Here is a 20,156-nt window from a genome sequence, read left to right as displayed (position 1 = left end):
GTTCGGCCTCGCGGCCCGAGTGAAAGGGCGCGCAGCGGCCCCCGCGAGGGGCGCGCACGGCAACGACTCCGGGGGGATTCGCCCATGCCAGAAACATCCCGAAGACAGCGTCCGGCGAGGCGCGCGGCCCGGGCCGCGCTCGTCGCGGTGCTCGCCGGCGGGACGCTCGGGCTGACGCCGCTGATGCCGCTCACGGCCGGCGCCGCCGATGCCCGTCCGGCCGAGGCGGCCGCCGACGCCGAGGAGAGCGCACTCCAGAGGGCCGCCGAGAGCGGCAAGCCCGTGGAAGTGGTGTCCGCCCGCACCGAGACCAGCGAGACGCACGCCCTGCCCAACGGAAACCTGCGCACCACCCAGCACAGCCTGCCCGTCCGTGTGAAGCGCGAGGGCGTGTGGAGCGCGGTGGACACCACGCTCGCCGAAGCCGCGGGCCGGATCTCGCCCAAGGCCGCGCCCGGCCGCGTCACGTTCTCCGCGGGCGGCGACACCGCACTGGTGACCTTCGCCGACCAGGGCGGCGAACTCGCCCTGACCTGGCCGAAGCCCCTGCCCGAGCCTGTGCTCGACGGGGCGAGGGCCACCTACCCGGAGGTGTTACCGGGCGTCGACCTGGCGGTGAAGGCCAGCGTGGACGGCTTCAGCCAGGCGCTGATCGTGAAGACGCCCGAGGCCGCCGGCAACCCCGACCTGGCGCGGATCGACTTCGGTCTGAGCGCCAAGGGGCTCGACCTCACCAAGGACACCGCGAGCGGCACCCTGAGGGCGGTGAACGCGGCCGGGCAGACGGTCTTCGCGTCGTCCACGGCCCGGATGTGGGACTCGTCGGGGACGGAGGAGGAGCAAAGCGCCTCCCGGACGCCGGCCGCGGCCAAGGCTCCCGCCGGCCCGGCGGCGAAGTCCCCGCGCACGGCGACCGCCACGACCGCGTCCGAGAACGATCCCTCCCCGCTCACCTCCAAGAGCAGCGAGGTCGGCGTCCAGGTCTTTGACGAGAAGATCACCCTGACGCCCGACCAGAAACTCCTCAACGCGCCGGACACCCGCTTCCCGGTCTACATCGACCCCCGGACGACCGGCACGCGCGAGGCCTGGACCATCGCCTACAAGCCGCATCCGACCAGCAGTTACTGGAACGGCACCGGCTGGGACGGCGGCAAGACGGACGAGGCCCGCGTGGGCTACGAGTCGTCGTCCGGCGGCACGGCCCGCTCCTACTTCCGCGTCGGCAGCAAGTTCCTGGCCGGCGTGAAGGTGATCGACGCGCAGTTCCAGATCACCGAGACGCACGCGTGGTCCTGCACCCCGAAACCGGTCGAGCTGTGGCTCACCGGCGGGATCTCCTCGGCCACCACCTGGAACAAGCAGCCGGCCCTGAAGACCCTCCAGGACAGCCGCAACTACGCCCACGGCAACGAGGACGTCGGCTGCGCGAACAAGGCGGTCGACTTCGACGCCAAGGACGCGGCCGTCAAGGCGGCGGCCTCCAAGTGGTCCAACGTCACCTTCGGCCTGAAGGCGCCGGACAAGGCGGAGGAGTCCAAGGACGAGTACAGCTGGAAGAAGTTCAAGCCGGACGCCAAGCTGATCGTCGAGTACAACCGTCCGCCGAAGGCCCCTTGGGCGCTGGACACCATCCCCAGCTCCAAGGTGAGCGCCACCGAGTGCGGCAACGGCTCGTCGTACGTCACCCTCGGCAACACCGACGTGACGCTGACCGCGCAGGTCTGGGACCCGGACGGCGGCGGCGTCAACGTGCAGTTCCACCTGTGGGCGACCGGCAAGCACGACACCGCGCCGGGCATCGTCTTCGACAAGCGCGTGAAGGTCACCGTCAAGGCCGCCGACTCCAAGGGCGCGCAGGCGCGGGTCGTCGTGGGCAAGGACCTGCTGAAGAAGCATCTCGGCGCCAGCAACGGCCAGTTCTCCTGGAAGGCACAGGCCGAGGACACCGCGGACGCGAACTTCGCCTCCGACTGGACGCCCACCAAGGGCGCGCCGGGCTGCCGTTTCGGCTTCGACCCGAACGCGCCGACCGTGATGCCGGTCGTCGACTCCAAGGACGACCTGTACCCGGAGACCACGGCCGACATGGAGCCCGTCGAGGGCGCGCTGTCGCGCACCAAGGGCGTGTTCGAGTTCGGCGCGAACGGCGTCGCGGACACCGTCGACTACCTGTACGGCCTGGACCGCACCCCGCCGAACGTGTCGGCCAAGCCCGCGGCCAAGGGCGGCAAGGCGACCGCCGAGATCACCCCGCTCACGCCGGGACCGCACACGCTGTACGTGCGCATGGTGGACGCGGGCGGCAACCCCGGCCCCGTCTACCCGTACCGGTTCTACGTGAAGAGCCCGGGCGTGACGGACAAGCCCGGTGACGTCAACGGCGACGGCCTGCCGGACATGTTCGCGATCGACGGCGCCGACAACCTGCGCCTGTACGGCGGCACGGGCGCCGGCAAGGTCGCGACGATGCTCCCGCTGTCCTCCGGCGGCGGCTGGGGAGGCTCGCTGCTGACGCACCGGGGCGACTGGACCGAGGACTTCTACGAGGACCTGGTGGCCCGCCGCTCCGACGGCAAGCTGTACCTGTACCCGAACAACGGGCAGGGCGAGTTCACCGACGACACCAAGCAGGAGGTGTACGTCTTCCCGGACCCGGAGACCGAGGTGGCGATCGACCCGGCGACGATCAAGCAGATCGTCTCGGTCGGTGACATCACCCCGGACGCCGAATCCGCCAACCCCGACTTCGTCGCGGTCATCGGCGACCAGCTGTGGTTCCTGCCGGGCTACGCCTACGGCACGGTCGAGTCGGGCTATGTGATCGGCGGCAGCGGCTGGGGCAAGATGCAGCTTGCCTCCCCGGGCGACGTGGACGGCGACGGCTTCACCGATCTGCTCGCCCGTGACACCGTCGGCGGCGGACTGTGGGTGTACCACGGCCGCAGCCCGGGTGACGCGGACGGCGACGGGATCCCCGACGGCGGCACCGACCCGGCATCCCTGGGCGACGGCGCCAACCGCACGGCCCACGCCACCGGCTGGACCACGGCGGCCCGCCCGCTGTTCACCGCCACCGGCGACACCGACGGCGACGGCATCGCGGACCTGTGGACGACGACGCCGAACACCACGGCGGGCCTGGAGTACCTCCCGGGCCGCCGAACCGGCGTGGGCGCCCCCACGGTCGTCGGCACGGGCGGCTGGCAGACGATCAGACAGATCTCCTAGCGGTCAGCCCAGAAGTGACCTGAGGGAACGGAGCCCCCGGCCGACAGCCAGTCGGCCGGGGGCTTCGCCGTGTCCCGGGGCGCGGGCGCTTCAACGCGGCCCGCAAGCGACTTGACGGGGTGTCGCTTTGCCGAACTGACAGGGGGCTGACAGGAAGGCTCCCTAGAGTGCCGTGTTCATGACAGACACTCCTTCGAGCACGTCTTCGAGCAACCCGGAAAGCCGTAACCCCGTCGCGCGTCGCACGGTGCTGGTCGCCGGCGGCGCCACCGCCGCCGCCCTGGCCGTGGGGGGCGCGGCCTCGGCCGGCGCCTCCCGCGGCACCGGCCAGGACACCGCACCCGTCGCCGCGGCCGCCGTCTGCACGCTCACGCGGGAGATGACCGAGGGCCCCTACTACCTCGACGGCCAGTACGTCCGCGCCGACATCAGCGAGGGCAAGCCCGGCGTCCCGCTGAAGCTGACCCTCACCGTCGTCGACGACGACACCTGCGCCCCGCTCCGGGGCGCACTCGTCGAGCTCTGGCACGCCGACGCGCTCGGCGAGTACTCCGGCTTCGTCGGCAACAACGGGCACAGCGAGCCCGACAACGGCACCTTCCTGCGCGGCGGCGTGCTCACGAACTCCGCCGGCGTCGCGGTCATCACGTCCGTCTATCCCGGCTGGTACGTGGGCCGCTGCATCCACATCCACGTCAAGGTCCACACCGGCGTCACCCTGACCTCGGACGGCCACTTCACCGGCGGCCGGGAGATCCACACCGGCCAGCTCTTCTTCAGCGAGACCGTCACCACCCGGGTCGCCGCGATCTCGCCGTACTCCACCAACCGCGTCACCCGGACCACCCTCGCCCGGGACTCGATCTACGACGGGGGCGGCGCGGCCTCCGGGCTGCTCACCCTGTCCGCGCTGGGGAGTTCACCCTCCGCGGGCTACGCGGGCGCCCTGACCCTCGGCGTGGAGACCAGCTGACCGTCGCGAGGGACTGAGCGCCGGGCCGGGGGGCCCCCGCGCCCGGGGGCGCCCCCCCCGCGCCGCCCCCCCCCCCCCCCGGGCCCGCCCCCCCCGGGGCGGGGGGGGGGGGGGGGGGGGGCGGGGGGGGGCCCGGGGGCGGGGGGCCCCCGCCCCCCCCCCGCGACCCCGCCGCCTCCGGGGCCACTCAGACCGGGCATCTCTTCACGATCCCGAGCCATCCCGGCACGTCGACCTCCGCGCGCACCGTCTTCCCCGGCGGCGGCACCCGTTCCACCACCTCCCAGCGGGCCGCCAGCGCGTGCACCAGCGCCAGCCCCCGGCCGCCCTCCTCCAGCGGCAGCGGCTCCCGCAGGGCCCCCGGTCCCGGCGGAAGCGGCGGTTCGGCCCGGGTGTCGCTCACCTCGACGCGGACGCTCCCCGCCACGAGCGACAGCCGCAGCTCGAAGTCCCGGCCCGGCACCCGGCCGTGGGTCACCGCGTTCGCCGCCAGCTCGGCCACGATCACGGCGACCGCGTCCGACACGTCCGTGCCGTGCGGGATGCCCCACGCGTCGAGCTGGTTCAACGCCAGGTGCCTGGCCAGCCGCGCCCCGCGCGGCGTCGGGCTCAGCCGCTGCGTGAACGCGCGTACGGTGACCGGAAGTCGGGTCGGTCGAGGGGTGGAGCGTGCAGTCATGCGCCCAATGTGGCGTGAGTGGGGCCCACTTCTCCAGCGACGTGCCGCGTACGCTCGCACAGCGTACGCGGTCACGCACTGGACAGTACCGGTGACTCCACGTGACCATGGTCGCGAGGGAGGTGGCCGATGGTGGTCGACGGACGGGTGGGTGCGGGCTGCAGCGGTGAGCCGGAGTCCTCGGACAGTCTGCGGACGTTCGGGGCGGTCGTCCAGGCTCTGCGCGAGTTCCACGGGCTGAGCCGGCAGGAGTTCGGGAACCTGGTCGGGTTCTCCAAACACACGGTCGCCTCCGTGGAGTTGGGCCGACGCATGCCGGACGTCGACTTCGTCGAGGCGGCGGAGGCGGTGCTGGGCAACACGGGGGCGCTGCGGAAGGCCGCCGTGCACCTGGTACGACAGGTGGGGTTGGCGGCGTGGTTCCGCCAGTGGGCGAGCATGGAAAAGACCGCCATCAGTCTCTTCAACTACGAATGCCGGATGATTCCAGGCCTGTTGCAGACCGAGGCCTACGCTCGGCAACTGTTCGCCGATCAGCTGCCGCCCCTGGACGATGGGCAGATCGAGGCCAACTGGGCCGCCCGAGCCGAACGCCAGCGGTTGCTGCGGGAGCGATCGAACACCGCGTTCAACTTCATCATCGAGGAGCACGTGCTCCTGCGTCGGACCGGCGGCGTGGACGTGACCCGCGCCGCCATCGATCACCTGTTGAGCGTTGCGGCACTTCGAAACGTCGAGATTCAGATCATGCCGCTGGTCCAGACGTCACATGCCGGACTGCACGGCCCGATCGCCCTGTTGGAGACGCCGAAGCACAAGTGGTTCGGATACAGCGAAGGACAGGAGAGCGGGCAGCTCATCTCCGACCCGAAAGGCATCAGCGTGCTCCAGAATCGGTATGCCAGGATTCGTTCACAGGCTCTCACCATCCAGGACTCCGTGAGCCTGCTGCAACGGATGCGAGGAGACCTATGAGCATGTCCGAACTGGCCTGGTTCAAGAGCAGCTACAGCAGCGGCTCCGGCGACAACTGCATCGAGGTCGCCCTCACCTGGCGCAAGTCCAGTCACAGCAGCAGCGCATCCGGCGACTGCATCGAGGTCGCCACCCTCCCCGGACACATCCACGTCCGCGACAGCAAGGACAAGAGCGGTCCCCAGCTCGCCCTCTCCCCCGCCGCCTGGGCCGACTTCGTGGCGTACGCCGCGCGGTGACCGTCGGGGCCGTCCGTGCCGCAAGGCGACGGGCGGCCCCTGCCGGCTCACTTGCCGGGGCACTCCTTCCACGCCATGTGGTACGTCGTGCTGATGTCGCCATCCGTCGAGTCCATGGTCATGAAGCTGACCTTGGCCGGCGAGGAGGTGCCCGCGTTCACGCGCAGCTCCGTGTTGATGTTGAAGTTGCGCTGGACGCCGCAGGGCGCGTAGACGAGCTGGGCCCAGTCCGTGGTGTCGGTGGCCTGCCAGTTGTCGTTGTAGGCGCCGTTGAAGTTGTGGTTCTTGTAGACGGTGCTCGACGACCCCTGGAAGTAGTACGAGGCCCGCTGGACGGCCGACGCGCCGGGCTGGAGCGAGGCGAAGCCCCGGTAGTCCGCGCTGGCGATCGCGTAGGTGAAGCCCTGCGGGACGTGCACCTTCAGGTTCAGCTGGCAGTTCTTGCGGAACGCCGTGGGGTCGGAGTTGCCGCCGACCTGCGCCAGGTAGTCGCTGTAGGTCACCGTGAAGGCGGTGTTGTCGGCGGAGACGGCGACGGCGGCGGTGCCGGCGGGGCAGCCGGAGCCGTTCACCGTGGCGATGGTGATCACGATCTTGTCCGGCGGCGGGTTGTCGAAGGACGACGGGCTGTGCGCCGGCACGGCGGCGGTGACAAGAGCGGCTACCGCGCCGCCCAGGAGCAGGCCACTAGCCATGGTCTCTCCCCTTCGTTCGGGATCGGTGGGGGGTGGATGCGCCGAGCCCCTCCACAGCCGAACGCTGTGAAGAATGCATGAAGTTGCTGTGAAGCGGCGAGGCGATCGCATCGTAAGGAGCCGCCTGGTACGCGGACAGACCGATCTCCGGCCATTCACGCCGACCGGTTCACACCCCCGCGGTTCACGCGCCCGGCCCGCCGGGGCCTTACGGGTTCTCCCACGCCGCCGGTTCCGCCGCCAGCGCGCGCACGGGCTCCGGGAGGGCGCCGGCCGCGATGTCGGCGACCGTGACGCCCTCCAGGATCTTGCGGACGTTGGCGCGCAGCGCGATCCACAGAGGCAGCAGGGGCTCGGCGGTGCCCGTGTAGGTGAGACCGGTCGGGCGTTCGCCGCGGACCGAGACGATCGGGCCGTCCACCGCCCTGATGACGTCCGCGACGGTGATGCTGCCCGGCTCGCGCGCCAGCCGGTAGCCGCCGCCACCGCCGCGCCGGCTCTCCACGATCCCGCCGCGCCTGAGGTCGCCGAGGATCCCTTCCAGGAACTTGTGCGGGATGCCCTGGGCGTCGGAGACGGACTCCGCCTTCACCGGGTCGCCGCCCTGCCGTACGGCCAGTTCGAGTACCGCCCGTACCGCGTAGTCAGCCCGTGCCGAGATCCTCATACGCCCATTGTGCGGCCACCCCCCGAGGCGGAGAGGATCACCCCAGCCGGATCACGTTCCACGACAGCGGCTCCAGCGTCGCCGTGAGCGTCCCGCCGGAGAGCGTGGTGCCCTCGGCGGCGTGCGGGGCGACCCGCTCGGGGTCGTCGAGGGTGTTGCGGGCGTCGGGGTCCGCGTCCGCGAGCACGCTGTGTTCGACGATCCGCGTCAGACCGAGCCCGCCGAGGGCCGCCTCCAGCGGCAGCGGCTCCGTACGGCTGCGGTTGACCGCGAACACCGTGACCGTGCCGTCCTCCGCGCGCACGGCGGTGGCGTGCAGCAGGTCCGTCTCGCCGTACTTCTTCGTCTCGTGCGTCGGCGAGTCCACGCGCACGTCGAGGACTTCGCCGCGGCCGTGCCGGGAGGCCTGGGCGAAGGGGAAGAACGTCGTCTGCCGCCAGGCCGGACCGCCCGGCTCGGTCATGATCGGGGCGATGACGTTGACGAGCTGGGCGAGGCAGGCGACCGTCACCCGGTCGGCGTGCCGCAGCAGGGCGATGAGGAGCGAGCCGAAGACGACCGCGTCCATGACGCTGTAGTTGTTCTCCAGAAGGCGGGGAGCCTCGGCCCAGCTCCGCGCACCGGAGTTCTCGATCTCGTGCCACTCCGACATGTACCAGACGTTCCACTCGTCGAAGGAGAGGTTGATCCTCTTCTTCGACTTCAGCCGGGCGGCCACGTGGTCGGCGGTCGCGACGACGTTGTCGATGAACGACTCCATGTCGACGGCGGAGGCGAGGAAGGAGTCGAGGTCGCCGTCCTCGGGCCAGTAATAGGCGTGCAGGGAAATGTAGTCGACGAGGTCGTACGTCTCCTTCAGGACGGTCGCCTCCCACTCGGCGAACGTCGGCATGCTCTGGCTGGAGGAGCCGCAGGCGACCAGTTCCACGGACGGGTCGATCTGGCGCATCGCGCGGGCCGTCTCGGCGGCGAGGCGGCCGTACTCCTCGGCCGTCTTGTGGCCGGTCTGCCAGGGGCCGTCCATCTCGTTGCCCAGGCACCACAGCCTGATGCCGAAGGGGTCCTTGTCGCCGTGGGAGACGCGCAGGTCGGACAGAGCGGTGCCCTCGGCGTGATTGGCGTACTCCTGGAGTTCCAGGGCCTCGGCGACGCCTCGGGTGCCGAGGTTGACGGCCATCATGGGTTCGGCCTGGGGGCCGATCTTGCGGAGGAAGGCGATGTACTCGGACAGGCCGAAGCGGTTGGTCTCGGTCGAGCGCCAGGCGAGGTCGAGGCGGCGGGGCCGCTCCTCGGCGGGGCCCACCGAGTCCTCCCACTTGTAGCCGGAGACGAAGTTGCCTCCGGGGTAGCGGACGGCGGTGACGCCCAGTTCGCGGACCAGGTCGAGGACGTCGGCGCGGATGCCGTCCTCGTCGGCGGTCGGGTGGCCCGGTTCGTAAATGCCGGTGTAGACGCAGCGGCCGAGGTGCTCGACGAAGGAGCCGAAGAGTCGGGGGTCGACCCGGCCGACGGTGAAGGCGGGGTCCAGGGTGAGGCGGGCGGTTCTCATCGGGCGCCTTTCGGGTGCGGTGCGGGGTCGTCGTCCGGTGACTCGTGTCCCGGGGGGCGGTGTTCGGTATATCGGAGGCCGCTCGCGACTTCGAACGCGAACGTAAGATCGGAGCGGTTCGCGCGTCAATGGGGCGGTGGGCGGTGACGTCCTCCGGTGGGGATTCGTCCCGGGTCCCATGCGGGTCCCATGCAGGTCTTCGGCAGGTCTTCCGGCAAGGCTTGACGCCGCCTGCTTCCGGCCGCGTAGCCTCGAACAGGTTGCCGCAGGGCGGCCGGGAGGGGGACGCGATGGACATCGCGGGCGCGCGTGCCAGGGTGGCCCACATCGCCTCGGCGCTGCGGCGCGGGAGGAACGGTCCTGCCATGCGCGAGCTGGCCGGCGTCCTCTCCGCCGCGCTGCGGACCCGGCCCCGCCCCCCGCACGGCGTGCCGGAGGTGTTCCGGGCGTTGTGCGAGGAGATGACCGCGCTGCGATGCGGACGGCGTGTCGAGCTGCGGTTCGAGCGGTTCCCCGACGAGTTCCAGGTGACCGGGCTGTGGGTGGAGTTCCAGGACTTCGACCTCGTCATCGTCGAGGAACGGGCCGAGGCCGTGCAGCAACTGGTCATCCTCGGCCATGAGTTCTGGCATCTGCACGCGGGGCACCGGCACCACCACCACGGTGTCGACACGGCCGCCGCGCATGTCTTCGCCGGGCGGTCCGACCGGGGCGACATCGCCCTGGCCGTCGCGGCCCGCAACGGCTCCCGGCGGCGGGACGAGTCGGAGGCCGACGAGTTCGGGCACCGGCTCGCGGCGGCGCTGCGGCCGTACCTGACCGGGCGGGGCGGCGACCCGTCGTCGTCGCTGACGCCGGTGCAGCGGTCGATGGGCTACCGGGGGCGCAGAGGGTCCGCGCGGTGACGGCGCCCGCGCCCGGCGCGCTCGCCGCGGAACACTTCCTCAGCGGGCTGTACGTGTCCTTCTGGCTGCCGACCGTCGTCCTCGCCGCCGCCCTGGCGATCAAACTGCCCAGCATCCTCAAGCTGTGGCGGGACCCGCTGCTGCGGGCCGTCGGCGGACTGCTGGTGTTCGCCTGCGCGGTGTTCGTCTTCGCCGCCCCGAACACGATCCGCTGGACCAACCGGGTCACCGGCGTGCCCAACATCGCGGCCCCCTGGGTGTACTCGCTGCTGACCGCGCTCTCCGCGTCCTGGCTGCTGCTGATCATCGCCTGGCGCAACGGCCGCGCCGAGCGCTCGGCGCAGACCCGGCGCGCGACCCGGTGGGTGGTCTCCGTGTACGCGGGGGTGGTCGTCGCGCTCTGGGTGCTGTTCGCGCTCGCCGACGTGCCCGTGGAGCAGATCCGGGACCTGGACACCTACTACGCCGGTACGCCGTTCATGCGCGAGGAGATCCTGCTCTACCTCACCGCGCACACCGTGGCCTGCTCGATCACCGCCCGGCTCATCTGGAACTGGATCCGCACCGACGGCCTCGACGCCTGGCTGCGCTGGGGACTTCGCTTCCTGGGCGTCGGCTATGCGACCAACCTGCTGTTCAGCGCGGCCAAGTTCACCGCCGTGGCGGCCCGTTGGACGGGTCACGACCTGGACTGGCTCAACACGAACGTGGCCCCGTCGGCCGCCTGCGTCGCCGCCACCTTCGTCGCGGTCGGCTTCATCGTCCCGCACGCCGGCCAGTACCTCCAGGAACGCTGGCTGGTGCGGCGGCGGCACCGGAACCTGCGGACGCTGTCCCGGCTGATGCGGGAGGTCACGGGCGACCGCGAGCCGCTCGCGCTGCGCGCCACGCCGGAGTTGCGGCTGATCCGCCGCGAGACGTTCATCCGCGACGCGCTGCTGCCGCTGTCCCGGCGGCTCGACGAGGGGCTGCGCGGGCGGGCCTACGAGGCGGCCCTCGCGCTCGGCCACGACCGGGGGCGGGCGCAGGCGCTCGCGGCGGCGACGGCGCTGCTGGACGCGGTCGCGGCGGGCGGGGGGCGGAGCGGGGCGTCGGTCGCCGGTGAGGCGTCCGGCGCCGGCGAGGCGGCTCATGACACGTCCCCTGACGCGGGCGCCACTCCCGACACCACCTACCTGCTGCGCGAGATCCAGGCCGTGGCCCGGGCGTTGCGCAGCACCGACGACATCAACGCGGTGCGCGTCCGCGCCGCCGCCCCGGCAGAGAGCGTGTCCGCGCATGACTGACCCGTCCCACCCCGCCAGAACCGCCGTCGTCCTGGGGGGCTCCCACACCGGCATGCTCGCGGCGCGGGCCCTCGCCGAGTTCGCCGAACGGGTCGTGGTCGTCGAGCGCGACGCGCTGCCCGAGAGACCCGAGCCCCGCAAGGGGCTGCCGCAGGCGCGGCACGCGCACATGCTGTGGTCGGGCGGGGTGCGGGCCCTGGAGGAGCTGCTGCCGGGGGTCACGGCGGCGCTGCGGGAGGCCGGGGCGCGGCGGGCTCCCGTCACCACGGACATGGTGGTCCTGTCGCCGCGGGGGTGGTTCCGGCGGTGGGAGGAGTCGCACCATGTGATCCTCGCCGGGCGGGACCTGCTGGACGCGACGGTCCGCGCTCGGGTCCTCGCCGACCCCCGGGTGGAGGTGCTGGCCGGGGCGGAGGCGTCGGGGCTGGAGGGCACGGCGTCCGCGGTGACCGGGGTGCGGGTGCGGACCGCCGACGGGAGTGAGCGGGTCGTCGACGCGGGGATGGTCGTCGACGCGACGGGACGGGGCTCGCGTGCGGCGGGCTGGCTGACGTCACTGGGGCTGCCGGAGGTGGAACGGCGGGAGGTGGACGCCGGGTTGGCGTACGCGAGCCGGCTCTACCTCGCCCCCGAGCACGCGCGGTCCGGCTTCCCCGTCGTCAACGTGCAGCTCGATCCGCGGGCCGGGGGGCCGGGGCGGTCGGGGTTCCTGCTGCCCATCGAGGACGGGCGGTGGATCGTCACGCTCGCCGGGACTCGGGGCGCCGAACCCACCTCGGTCGCCGGGGAGTTCGTTCCCTTCGCGCGGGACGGTCTGCGACACCCGCTGATCGGGCGGCTGCTGGAACGGGCCGAGCCGCTGAGCGAGGTGGCCGTGACCCGGGCGACGGTCAACCGGCGCAGCTTCTACGAGCGGATGCCGGCGTGGCCCGACAACTTCGCCGTCCTCGGTGACGCGTTGGCCGCGTTCAACCCGGTGTACGGGCACGGGTTGGCGGTGAGCGCCCAAAGCGTGCTGCTGCTGCGCGATGTGACGCGACGTCATGGGTGGGGGTCGGCCGGGCTCTCGCGGCGGGTGCAGAAGGCGGTGGCCCGGCCGGTGGGGGCGGCGTGGGATCTGGCGATCGGGCAGGACGTGTTCTACCCGGGCGCGGTCGAGGGCGGCCCCGGGCTGCGGGACCGGCTGGTGGCGGCGTACGTCGACCGGCTGATGCACACGGCGACGGGCAACGGCCGGATCGCCCGGCGGGTGACGGATGTGACGTCGCTGGAGCGGGGGGCGGCGGTGCTGCTGTCGCCGGCGGTGCTGGCGGGGGCGGCGGCGGGGCCGCTGCTGCCCGCGCTGGCGGGACCGCCGCTGACGGGGGACGAGATCAAGCGGGCGGGGCTGGAGGACTGAGCGCGGCTGCGGGGCGCCGACTCCTCCTCCCCGCTGTCAGCCCGCGAACGCCGGCTGGGGCAGGCCCTGGCCCGCGTCCGGCACCACCAGCAGTGAGCCGGCCACCGGATGGGGCGAGTGGAGTCCCACGCGGGCCGTGGTGACGTAGAGGTCGCCGAGCGTGGGGCCGCCGAAGGCGCAGGCGGTCACCCGGGGCGTGGGGAGGACGATGACGCGGTCCAGCTTCCCCCCGGGGGTGTAACGGCGTACCGCTCCCCCGTCCCACAGCGCCACCCACACGCATCCGTCCGCGTCGACGGTGAGGCCGTCGGGGAAGCCCGCGCCGTCCTCGATCCGGGCGAAGGGGCGGCGGTTCGACACCCGGCCGTCCGCGTGGTCGAAGACGTCGACGCGGCGGGTCGGGGAGTCGACGTAGTACATGAGGCGGCCGTCGGGGCTCCAGCCGGTGCCGTTGCTGACGGCGACGTCGTCGAGGACGGGCTCCACCGAGCCGTCGCCGGTGAGGCGGCTGAGCGTGCCGCCGCCCGGGGCCTCGTCGTAGCGCATGGTGCCGGCCCAGAGGGAGCCGTCGGGGGCGACGGCGGCGTCGTTGGCGCGGCGGCCGGGGACGGGCTCGTGGTGCAGCCAGCGCAGGGCGCCGTCCCCGTCCGCGTCGATGAGGGCGACGCCGTCGCGGAGGTTGAGGACGAGGCCGCCGCCGGTGCGGGGTTTGGCGGCTCCGACGTGCTGGTCGGTGACCCGGACCGTGCGGCGGCCGGTGACCGGGTCGTAGGTGTGGACGCGGGAGCCGAGGATGTCCAGCCAGATGAGGCGGCCGGCGGCCTGGTCCCAGGTGGGTCCTTCGCCGAGGACGGCGTGGGCGCGGACGGCCACCTCGTACGCCGTGCCGTGCGTCGTCGTCATGACCCGCCCCGGTGGCCGAGGAGCTCGGACAGCTCGGCCGCGCCCTTGACGGCGAGCTGCTCCAGCTCGGAACGGCGGTCGTCGCTCCAGCGGATCATGGGGACGGAGATGGACAGGGCCGCGACCACCTGTCCGCTGCGGTCGCGGACGGGGGCGGCGACGCAGCTGACGTCGGGGTTCGACTCGCGGTTCTCCACGGCGACGCCGCGCTCGCGGATCTCCGCCAGCGCCTCGCGCAGCGCGCCCGGCTCGGTGATGCTGTTCGGCGTCATGCGGACGAGGTCGGCGTCGTCGGGGATACGGGCGACGAGCTCGGCCTCGGGGAGGGAGGCGAGGAGCATCTTGCCGACGGAGGTGCAGTGGGCGGGCAGCCGGCGTCCGGCGGCGGAGACCATGCGGACGGCGTGCGTGGAGTCGACCTTGGCTATGTAGATGACGTCGGTGCCCTCCAGGATCGCCACGTGGACCGTCTCGTCGCAGGTCTCGGCGACGGAGCGGGCCACCTGCTGCCCCTCGGCGGCCAGGTCGAGCTGCTCGGCGTACCGGCTCCCGAGCTGGTACGGACGCACACCCAGGCGGTACCGTCCGGGCTGTCCGGGGATCTGGACGATGTAGGACCGGGCGGCGAGAGTGGTGACCAGCTCGTGCACGGTGGTGCGCGGCAGCTGGAGCTTGCGCACGATGTCGGGGGCGGAGAGTGTCCCGTCTCCGTCGAGGAAGAGCTCGAGAATGTCGAGAGCCCGGGTCACGGCAGGCACGAGTCGTCCCACGACCGGCCCCCTCCCTTGATCGTTTCATTGCCTGTGTTCGATATACCAACAGGCGATCGGCATGACGAACACAGGCTAGCTACACAGCGACCTGCCGGGCAATGGTCGGGAACGGGGCGGGTGTGAAGTGGCTGGTGAGCGCCGACACCGGCCGGGGGGCGGGATGGGTGACGATGGAGGGCATGCCGTCCGAGAAGCGTTCCGTCGAGCCGTTCACGGCCCTGCATTTCCAGCTGGTGCTGTTGCGTCGCATGGCCGATCACAATCCCGGGCTGGTGGAGGACGCGCGGCGGGAGCTCGGGGTGTCCCTGGGCGGGATGCGGGAGGCGAACAAGCGGTGGCAGGCGATGGTGCGGTCGCCGCGGGGGCGGGCTGCCGCCTCCCGGTACCGCTCGGTGCTGGGGGCTCCTGAGTCCCGTGCCGCCCGCCGCGTCGGCGACCTCGACTGCGAGGCGCTGCTCTGGCCGCTCCCCCTGTGGCCCGACCTCCGCTTCGAGGTGCTGCTCGCCCCGAACGGCGCGGTGTGGAACGAGTGGCTGGTCCGCGCCCCGGGAGCCGAGCCGCCGCCCCTGCGCACCCTCGACGACCTCACCCCCTGGTCCTGCACGGTCGACGAGGCCGCCCGGGCCTTCGCCCCCGCCCGCCCCCTGGAGGGCACCGCCCCCACCCGCTGGGGCCTTCTCCTCACCGCCCCGGACGGGCAGGGGCGGCGACAGGAGGTGGCGGCGGAGTTCACCTGGGGGCTGCTGCAGCGGACGGCGGTCAGGCCGTAGCCGCCGTCAGGATCGCTGTCGCGACCGTCGGGGTCGAGGTCGGGTGGAGCTGGAGGAACAGGTTCGGTTCGACCAGTTCGAGTTCCATCACCCGCGGTTCGCCGTCCGCTCCCTGCACCAGGTCCACTCGGGCGTAGAGGAGCTCCGGGGCGCCGGGGACGGCGGACAGCGCCTGCCGGGCCACCGCGAGTTCCGACGGGGTCGGGGTCCAGGGTTCCAGGCCGGGGTGGGCCACCTTGTCCGCGTCGAAGGCGGTGCCGGGGGCGAGGACCGCTCGCTTGCGGCTGGCGTGCAGGAGGCGGCCGGCGAAGAACTGCAGGGCCCGTTCGCCGCCGGTGTCGATCGACGCCATGTACGGCTGGATCATCGCCGTCAGCCCCTCCTCGTGCATCCGCTCGAGATGCCGTACGGCCGTCTCGTGCCGGTCGGGGGTGTAGCGGGCGGCGTAGCGCGCACCCGCCCCGGAGGTGGGCTTGATCACGTACTCGTGGCCGGAGGGGAGGGCGGCCGAGAGGTCCGAAGTCCCGGGGGCGACGTAGCGCGTCGGCACCACGGGGACGCCGGCCTCGGCCAGGTCGCCGAGGTAGCGCTTGTCGGCGTTCCAGCGCACGACCTCCACCGGGTTCGCGAGCCGCGTCGCCTTCGCGCAGCGCTCCGCCCACGCCGTGAACTCGGCCGCCCGCCAGCTGTAGTCCCAGGTCGAGCGGATCACGGCGAGGTCGTAGGAGGCCCAGTCGACGCCGGCGTCGTCCCAGCACACGGCGTCCGCCCGCGCCCCGGCGTCCTCCAGCGCGCGCCGTAGCACGGGGAGGTCGCGGTCCTTGCTGGGCTCCGGGCCGGGGTCGTAGGTCACGAGGGCTATGCGTGGCACGGCGGGACTCCGTTCTCGTACGTTCTCGCGAGGCGCGTCCCGGCAGGCTAACCGGAGCCGGCTCGGCCACGGCAGGCACGGCTGCCGTGGCCGGCCCGGCAACCATGTCGACCTTGTTGACCTTCCCCTTCGGGGAAGCCCCAGCATCGGTGGCGGAACGAGACGGGAACGGGGTGCACAGGCACATGAGCATGACGATCGGCGCCTTCGCCAAGGCGAGCCGGCTGTCGCCGAAGGCGCTGCGGCTCTACGACGAGCTGGAGCTGCTGCGACCCGCGCGGGTCGACCCCCACACCGGTTACCGGTACTACGCCGCCGAACAGCTGGAGCAGGCGCGGCTGGTGGCGTGGCTGCGGCGGCTCGGCATGCCGCTGGCCCGCATCCGCGAGGTCGTCGCCCTCGAACCGGCGGACGCCGCCGGGGAGGTCCGCGCCTACTGGGCGCGGGTGGAAGCGGAGACGGCGGTACGACGCGACCTCGCCTCGTTCCTCGTGAACCAGTTGACGCAAGCACCGAGGAAGGACACCACTATGCTGGAACTGCGTTACGCCGCCCACACCGACCGGGGCCGGGTCCGCCCGGAGAACCAGGACACCGCCTACGCGGGCGGCCGGCTGCTCGCGGTCGCCGACGGCTTCGGACCGGCGGGCGCGCCGGCGAGCGGCGCGGCCGTGGAAGCGCTGCGCTTCCTGGACACCCCGGACGCGCCCGCGGGGAACGTGCTGAACCTCCTGGAGGACGCGGTGCGGGGCGCGACCCAGGCGGTCCGTGACATCGCCGACGGCGGCGACGACGTCGGGACCACCCTGACGGCGCTGCTGTGGACGGGCTCCCGGCTCGCGCTGGTCCACATCGGGGACTCCCGCGCGTATCTCCTCCGCGACGGCGGACTGTTCCGGATCACCGAGGACCACACCATCGTCCAGTCCCTGATCGACGAGGGCCGCCTCACGCCCGAGGAGGCCGTCTCCCACCCCCAGCGCTCCCTGCTGCTGAAGGCCCTGACCGGCGGCGGCCCGGCCGCGCCCGACCTGCGCCTGCACGACGCCCGCCCCGGCGACCGCTACCTCCTGTGCTCGGACGGCCTGTCGACCGTCGTCCCCGAGGACCGGCTGCGCCGCCTCCTCACCGCCACCCCCGGCGCCCCCGACGAGACGGTCCACGCCCTGATCGGCGAAGCGAACGCGGCCGGCGGCCCGGACAACGTGACCTGCGTGGTGGCGGACGTGGTGGAAACCACGGCGGCCTGACCCGCGGCAGGCGTCTCGCGGCGTCCGGGACAGGGCAAGGTGATGCCGTGAGGTGTCGTCCACCTTCGTGCCGTCGAGACAGCCAGGAGCCGCCGCGTGTCGTCCCTTTTCCCCGCTCTGGCCGACGGGCCGGGCGAGTGTGTCGCTCTGCGGTTCGGCGAGCGGTCTCTCACGTACGCGGAGCTCGCGGCGGCCGCCTCGGCGGTCGGCGAGCGGGTGCGCGAGGGTGAGCGGGTCGCCGTGTGGGCCACCCCTTCGCTGGAGACGGCCGTCGGCGTGGTGGGCGTGCTGCTCGCCGGGGCCGCCGTCGTGCCGCTCAACCCGAAGTCGGGCGAGAGGGAACTCGGGCACATCCTCGCCGACAGTGCGCCGTCGCTGGTCCTGGCGGCGCCCGGTGAGCGGCTTCCGGAGGCCGCGGGCCACTTGGCGCGCGTCGACGTCGACGTCCACGCGAGGGGCGCCGGCGCCGGCTTCGCACGCGTGGACGACGGTGATCCCGCTCTCGTCGTCTACACCTCCGGCACCACCGGCCCGCCCAAGGGCGCGGTCCTCCCCCGGCGGGCCCTCGTCTCGACCCTGGACGCCCTCGCGGACGCCTGGCAGTGGACGGCGGACGACGTGCTGGTGCACGGACTGCCGCTGTTCCATGTGCACGGGCTGGTGCTGGGTGTGCTCGGCCCGCTGCGGCGGGGCGGGGCGGTGCGCCACCTGGGACGGTTCTCCGCCGAGGCCGTGGCACGGGAGCTGAACGCGGGGGCGACCATGCTGTTCGGGGTGCCGACGATGTACCACCGGCTCGCCGAGGCGCTGCCCGGCGATCCCGAGCTGGTCAAGGCGCTGTCCGGGGCCCGGCTGCTGGTCTCCGGTTCGGCCGCGCTGCCCGTGCACGACCACGAGCGGATCGCGGCGGCGACCGGCCGGCGGGTGATCGAGCGGTACGGCATGACGGAGACGCTGATGAACACCAGCGTCCGCGCCGACGGGGAGGCACGGCCGGGGACCGTGGGCGTGCCGCTGCCGGGGGTGGAACTGCGGCTGGTGGAGGAGGACGGCACGCCCATCGGCGCACGCCCCGGCACGCCCACCGCCGCACCCGGCGCGCAGAACCCCGCCCACGACGGGGAGACCGTGGGCGAGATCCAGGTACGGGGGCCGAACCTCTTCACCGAGTACCTCAACCGCCCCGACGCCACCGCCGCCGCCTTCACCCCCGACGGCTGGTTCCGCACCGGTGACATGGCGGTGCGCGATCCCGACGGTTACGTACGGATCGTGGGGCGCAAGGCCACCGACCTGATCAAGAGCGGCGGTTACAAGATCGGGGCCGGGGAGATCGAGAACGCGCTGCTGGAGCACCCGGGGGTGCGCGAGGCCGCCGTCACCGGGGAGCCGGACGCGGACCTCGGGGAGCGGATCGTGGCGTGGGTGGTGCCTGTCGATCCACAGAGCCCGCCGGGAGAAGGCGAGTTGGCCGACCATGTCGCCGGCCGGCTCGCGCCGCACAAGCGGCCGCGCGTCGTGCGGTATCTGGACTCCCTGCCCCGCAACGACATGGGGAAGATCATGAAGCGGGCGCTGCCGTCATGACCGCCGATCACCGCCCGAGCGCCCGGGAGACCCTCGCGCTCGTCACCGACGACTTCCGCGAACTCGACTATCCCGCAAGGGACTTGGAACAGGACGGCCCTCTCGGCTGGCCCGGTTACGACGCCTCCCGCGCCCGCGCCGCCGAGCGGACCGGCGAGACGGAGTCCGTCGTCTGCGGCACCGCGCACATCAAGAGCGCGGGAGACGTCGAAGGCGTACGAGCCGTCCTGATCGCGTTCGAGTTCGGCTATCTGGGCGGCTCGCTGGGCGAGCGGACCGGCGACCGGCTGGAGGCGGCCTTCGCCTACGCACGTCGACACCGGCTCCCGGTGGTCCCGTTGATCGCCACCGGCGGGAGCCGAATGCAGGAGGGCATGCTCGCCCTCACCCAACTCCAGCGTGTGGCGAGGCAGTCGGCGCTCACCCGGGAGGCCGGGCTGCCTCAGGTCGCCGTGGTGCGGGACCCGACGACCGGCGGCGGCTGGGCCACCCTGGGCGCGGGCGCCGACGTCGTCCTGGCCCTGCCCGGCGCCCAAGTGGGCTTCGCGGGCTCACGGGTACGGCCGCCGGACGCCGACCCCGCCGCCTACACGGCCGAGGCGCAGGTCGCGGCCGGCTCGGCGGACGCGGTCGTGCCCCCGGAACTGCTGCGGGAGACGCTGGGGCGGTGGCTGCGGCTGCTGACCACGCCCTCCGCGGAGCCCGCGCCCGTACCCCGCCCCCTCGGCGCAGCCGGCCTGCCCGCCTCCGGCTGGGACGCGGTCCAGCGCGCCCGCTCCCCCGAACGCCCGCATGCCGCCGACTACTTGGACGACTACTTCACCCATCGCGTCACGATCGGCGGCGACCGCTGCGGCGGCACGAATCCTGACGGCGTCCTCTGCGGTTTCGGCGAGCGGGACGGCCGCACGGTCGCCTACGCCGCCCAGACCGGCACCGCGACCCGCCCCGCCGGATACCGCACGGCCACCCGGCTGATCCGGCTCGCGGAACGGCTCGGCATCCCGGTGCTGACCCTGGTGGACACCCCGGGCGCGGCCAACGACGCCGAGGCCGAGCGGCAGGGCGCGGGCGCGGCGATCGCGGAGCTGTTCGGCGTGGTCGCCACCGCCCGAACCCCCCTCACCACACTGGTCATAGGCGAGGGCGGCTCCGGCGGCGCGCTCGCACTGGCCGCCCCCGGCCGCACCTGGGCGACACCGGACAGCTACTTCTCCGTCATCGCCCCGGAGCAGGCCGCCCGCATCCTCAAGCGCCCGCCGCCCGAGATCGAGCCGACGGCGGAACAACTCCGCATCCGGCCACAGGACTTGGCGGAGCTGGGGGTGATCCGCACGGACACCGGGTGACGGGGCCGGGGCGACTGCGAGCACCGTCCGTAACAGCTACGCTGCACAGAGCCGT

The 20,156-nt window shown here is 72.9% G+C and carries 18 protein-coding genes; 11 read left to right on the top strand and 7 right to left on the bottom strand.

Annotated features, from left to right (window positions below; genetic code table 11):
* Positions 1-84 precede the first annotated feature (84 nt).
* Positions 85-3,231 (top strand): FG-GAP repeat domain-containing protein, encoded by a 3,147-nt coding sequence (locus tag ACIRS4_RS24385; RefSeq protein ID WP_404199617.1) that lies wholly within the window; start codon positions 85-87, stop codon positions 3,229-3,231.
* 178 nt (positions 3,232-3,409) lie between these two features.
* Entirely contained in the window at positions 3,410-4,204 is a 795-nt protein-coding gene (locus tag ACIRS4_RS24380) for an intradiol ring-cleavage dioxygenase (RefSeq protein ID WP_404199614.1), read from the top strand.
* Positions 4,205-4,391: 187 nt separating this feature from the next.
* Here the strand turns inward: ACIRS4_RS24380 and ACIRS4_RS24375 are convergent, their stop codons facing one another.
* On the bottom strand, positions 4,392-4,883 hold the full coding sequence (locus tag ACIRS4_RS24375; RefSeq protein ID WP_404199611.1) for an ATP-binding protein: 492 nt from the start codon (positions 4,881-4,883) through the stop codon (positions 4,392-4,394).
* Positions 4,884-5,012: 129 nt separating this feature from the next.
* On the opposite strand from ACIRS4_RS24375, the gene ACIRS4_RS24370 reads away from it, so the two are divergent.
* Entirely contained in the window at positions 5,013-5,858 is an 846-nt protein-coding gene (locus ACIRS4_RS24370) for a Scr1 family TA system antitoxin-like transcriptional regulator (RefSeq protein ID WP_404199608.1), read from the top strand.
* Positions 5,855-6,097, top strand: coding sequence for a DUF397 domain-containing protein (locus tag ACIRS4_RS24365; protein ID WP_404199605.1), 243 nt, complete (start codon positions 5,855-5,857; stop codon positions 6,095-6,097). Before ACIRS4_RS24370 ends, ACIRS4_RS24365 begins: the two co-directional genes overlap by 4 nt.
* A gap of 47 nt (positions 6,098-6,144) precedes the next feature.
* Here ACIRS4_RS24365 and ACIRS4_RS24360 read toward each other — a convergent pair whose 3' ends face one another.
* The 3 genes from ACIRS4_RS24360 to ACIRS4_RS24350 form a co-directional block, all read right to left on the bottom strand.
* Positions 6,145-6,792, bottom strand: a complete 648-nt coding sequence (locus ACIRS4_RS24360) for a DUF4360 domain-containing protein (protein ID WP_404199602.1) — start codon at positions 6,790-6,792, stop codon at positions 6,145-6,147.
* 208 nt (positions 6,793-7,000) lie between these two features.
* Complete coding sequence (locus ACIRS4_RS24355) at positions 7,001-7,459, bottom strand: RrF2 family transcriptional regulator (protein WP_404199599.1); 459 nt, start codon at positions 7,457-7,459, stop codon at positions 7,001-7,003.
* Between the two features lie 37 nt (positions 7,460-7,496).
* Positions 7,497-9,008 carry an alpha-N-arabinofuranosidase gene (locus ACIRS4_RS24350; protein WP_404199596.1) on the bottom strand — a complete coding sequence of 504 codons (1,512 nt, stop codon included), beginning with the start codon at positions 9,006-9,008 and terminating at the stop codon, positions 7,497-7,499.
* 290 nt (positions 9,009-9,298) lie between these two features.
* On the opposite strand from ACIRS4_RS24350, the gene ACIRS4_RS24345 reads away from it, so the two are divergent.
* Genes ACIRS4_RS24345 through ACIRS4_RS24335 form a run of 3 tightly spaced genes read left to right on the top strand, consistent with a single transcriptional unit; the run spans position 9,299 to position 12,598 of the window.
* Entirely contained in the window at positions 9,299-9,913 is a 615-nt protein-coding gene (locus tag ACIRS4_RS24345) for a toxin-antitoxin system, toxin component family protein (RefSeq protein WP_404199593.1), read from the top strand.
* Positions 9,910-11,199, top strand: a complete 1,290-nt coding sequence (locus tag ACIRS4_RS24340) for an MAB_1171c family putative transporter (RefSeq protein ID WP_404199590.1) — start codon at positions 9,910-9,912, stop codon at positions 11,197-11,199. The genes ACIRS4_RS24345 and ACIRS4_RS24340 overlap by 4 nt, the downstream gene beginning before the upstream one ends.
* Positions 11,192-12,598, top strand: a complete 1,407-nt coding sequence (locus ACIRS4_RS24335; protein WP_404199587.1) for an FAD-dependent oxidoreductase — start codon at positions 11,192-11,194, stop codon at positions 12,596-12,598. Before ACIRS4_RS24340 ends, ACIRS4_RS24335 begins: the two co-directional genes overlap by 8 nt.
* A gap of 36 nt (positions 12,599-12,634) precedes the next feature.
* Here the strand turns inward: ACIRS4_RS24335 and ACIRS4_RS24330 are convergent, their stop codons facing one another.
* Both ACIRS4_RS24330 and ACIRS4_RS24325 read right to left on the bottom strand, forming a co-directional pair.
* The gene (locus ACIRS4_RS24330; RefSeq protein ID WP_404199584.1) at positions 12,635-13,501 is read right to left on the bottom strand and encodes an SMP-30/gluconolactonase/LRE family protein; all 867 of its coding nucleotides are present in this window, start codon (positions 13,499-13,501) and stop codon (positions 12,635-12,637) included.
* Positions 13,498-14,271 carry an IclR family transcriptional regulator gene (locus tag ACIRS4_RS24325; RefSeq protein ID WP_404199581.1) on the bottom strand — a complete coding sequence of 258 codons (774 nt, stop codon included), beginning with the start codon at positions 14,269-14,271 and terminating at the stop codon, positions 13,498-13,500. The genes ACIRS4_RS24330 and ACIRS4_RS24325 overlap by 4 nt, the downstream gene beginning before the upstream one ends.
* A gap of 182 nt (positions 14,272-14,453) precedes the next feature.
* On the opposite strand from ACIRS4_RS24325, the gene ACIRS4_RS24320 reads away from it, so the two are divergent.
* Positions 14,454-15,044 carry a hypothetical protein gene (locus tag ACIRS4_RS24320; protein ID WP_404200117.1) on the top strand — a complete coding sequence of 197 codons (591 nt, stop codon included), beginning with the start codon at positions 14,454-14,456 and terminating at the stop codon, positions 15,042-15,044.
* Here the strand turns inward: ACIRS4_RS24320 and ACIRS4_RS24315 are convergent.
* Positions 15,034-15,915 carry a RimK family alpha-L-glutamate ligase gene (locus ACIRS4_RS24315; RefSeq protein WP_404199579.1) on the bottom strand — a complete coding sequence of 294 codons (882 nt, stop codon included), beginning with the start codon at positions 15,913-15,915 and terminating at the stop codon, positions 15,034-15,036. The two genes, ACIRS4_RS24320 and ACIRS4_RS24315, sit on opposite strands and share 11 nt — an antisense overlap.
* 185 nt (positions 15,916-16,100) lie before the next feature.
* Here ACIRS4_RS24315 and ACIRS4_RS24310 point away from each other — a divergent pair, with 185 nt between their 5' ends.
* The 3 genes from ACIRS4_RS24310 to ACIRS4_RS24300 all read left to right on the top strand — a co-directional run bounded on the left by ACIRS4_RS24310 (position 16,101) and on the right by ACIRS4_RS24300 (position 20,101).
* Positions 16,101-17,165: a MerR family transcriptional regulator gene (locus tag ACIRS4_RS24310; RefSeq protein WP_404199576.1), complete on the top strand. Its 1,065-nt coding sequence runs from the start codon at positions 16,101-16,103 to the stop codon at positions 17,163-17,165.
* A 96-nt stretch (positions 17,166-17,261) separates the two neighbouring features.
* Positions 17,262-18,752 carry an acyl-CoA synthetase gene (locus tag ACIRS4_RS24305; RefSeq protein WP_404199573.1) on the top strand — a complete coding sequence of 497 codons (1,491 nt, stop codon included), beginning with the start codon at positions 17,262-17,264 and terminating at the stop codon, positions 18,750-18,752.
* Positions 18,749-20,101: a carboxyl transferase domain-containing protein gene (locus ACIRS4_RS24300; RefSeq protein WP_404199570.1), complete on the top strand. Its 1,353-nt coding sequence runs from the start codon at positions 18,749-18,751 to the stop codon at positions 20,099-20,101. The genes ACIRS4_RS24305 and ACIRS4_RS24300 overlap by 4 nt, the downstream gene beginning before the upstream one ends.
* The last annotated feature ends 55 nt before the right edge of the window (positions 20,102-20,156 follow it).

This window comes from Streptomyces sp. NPDC101166 (assembly GCF_044768125.1).
Classification (GTDB): domain Bacteria; phylum Actinomycetota; class Actinomycetes; order Streptomycetales; family Streptomycetaceae; genus Streptomyces.
The sequence above is the reverse complement of the archived record's forward strand: the minus strand, read 5'-3'. Positions and strand labels throughout refer to the sequence as shown.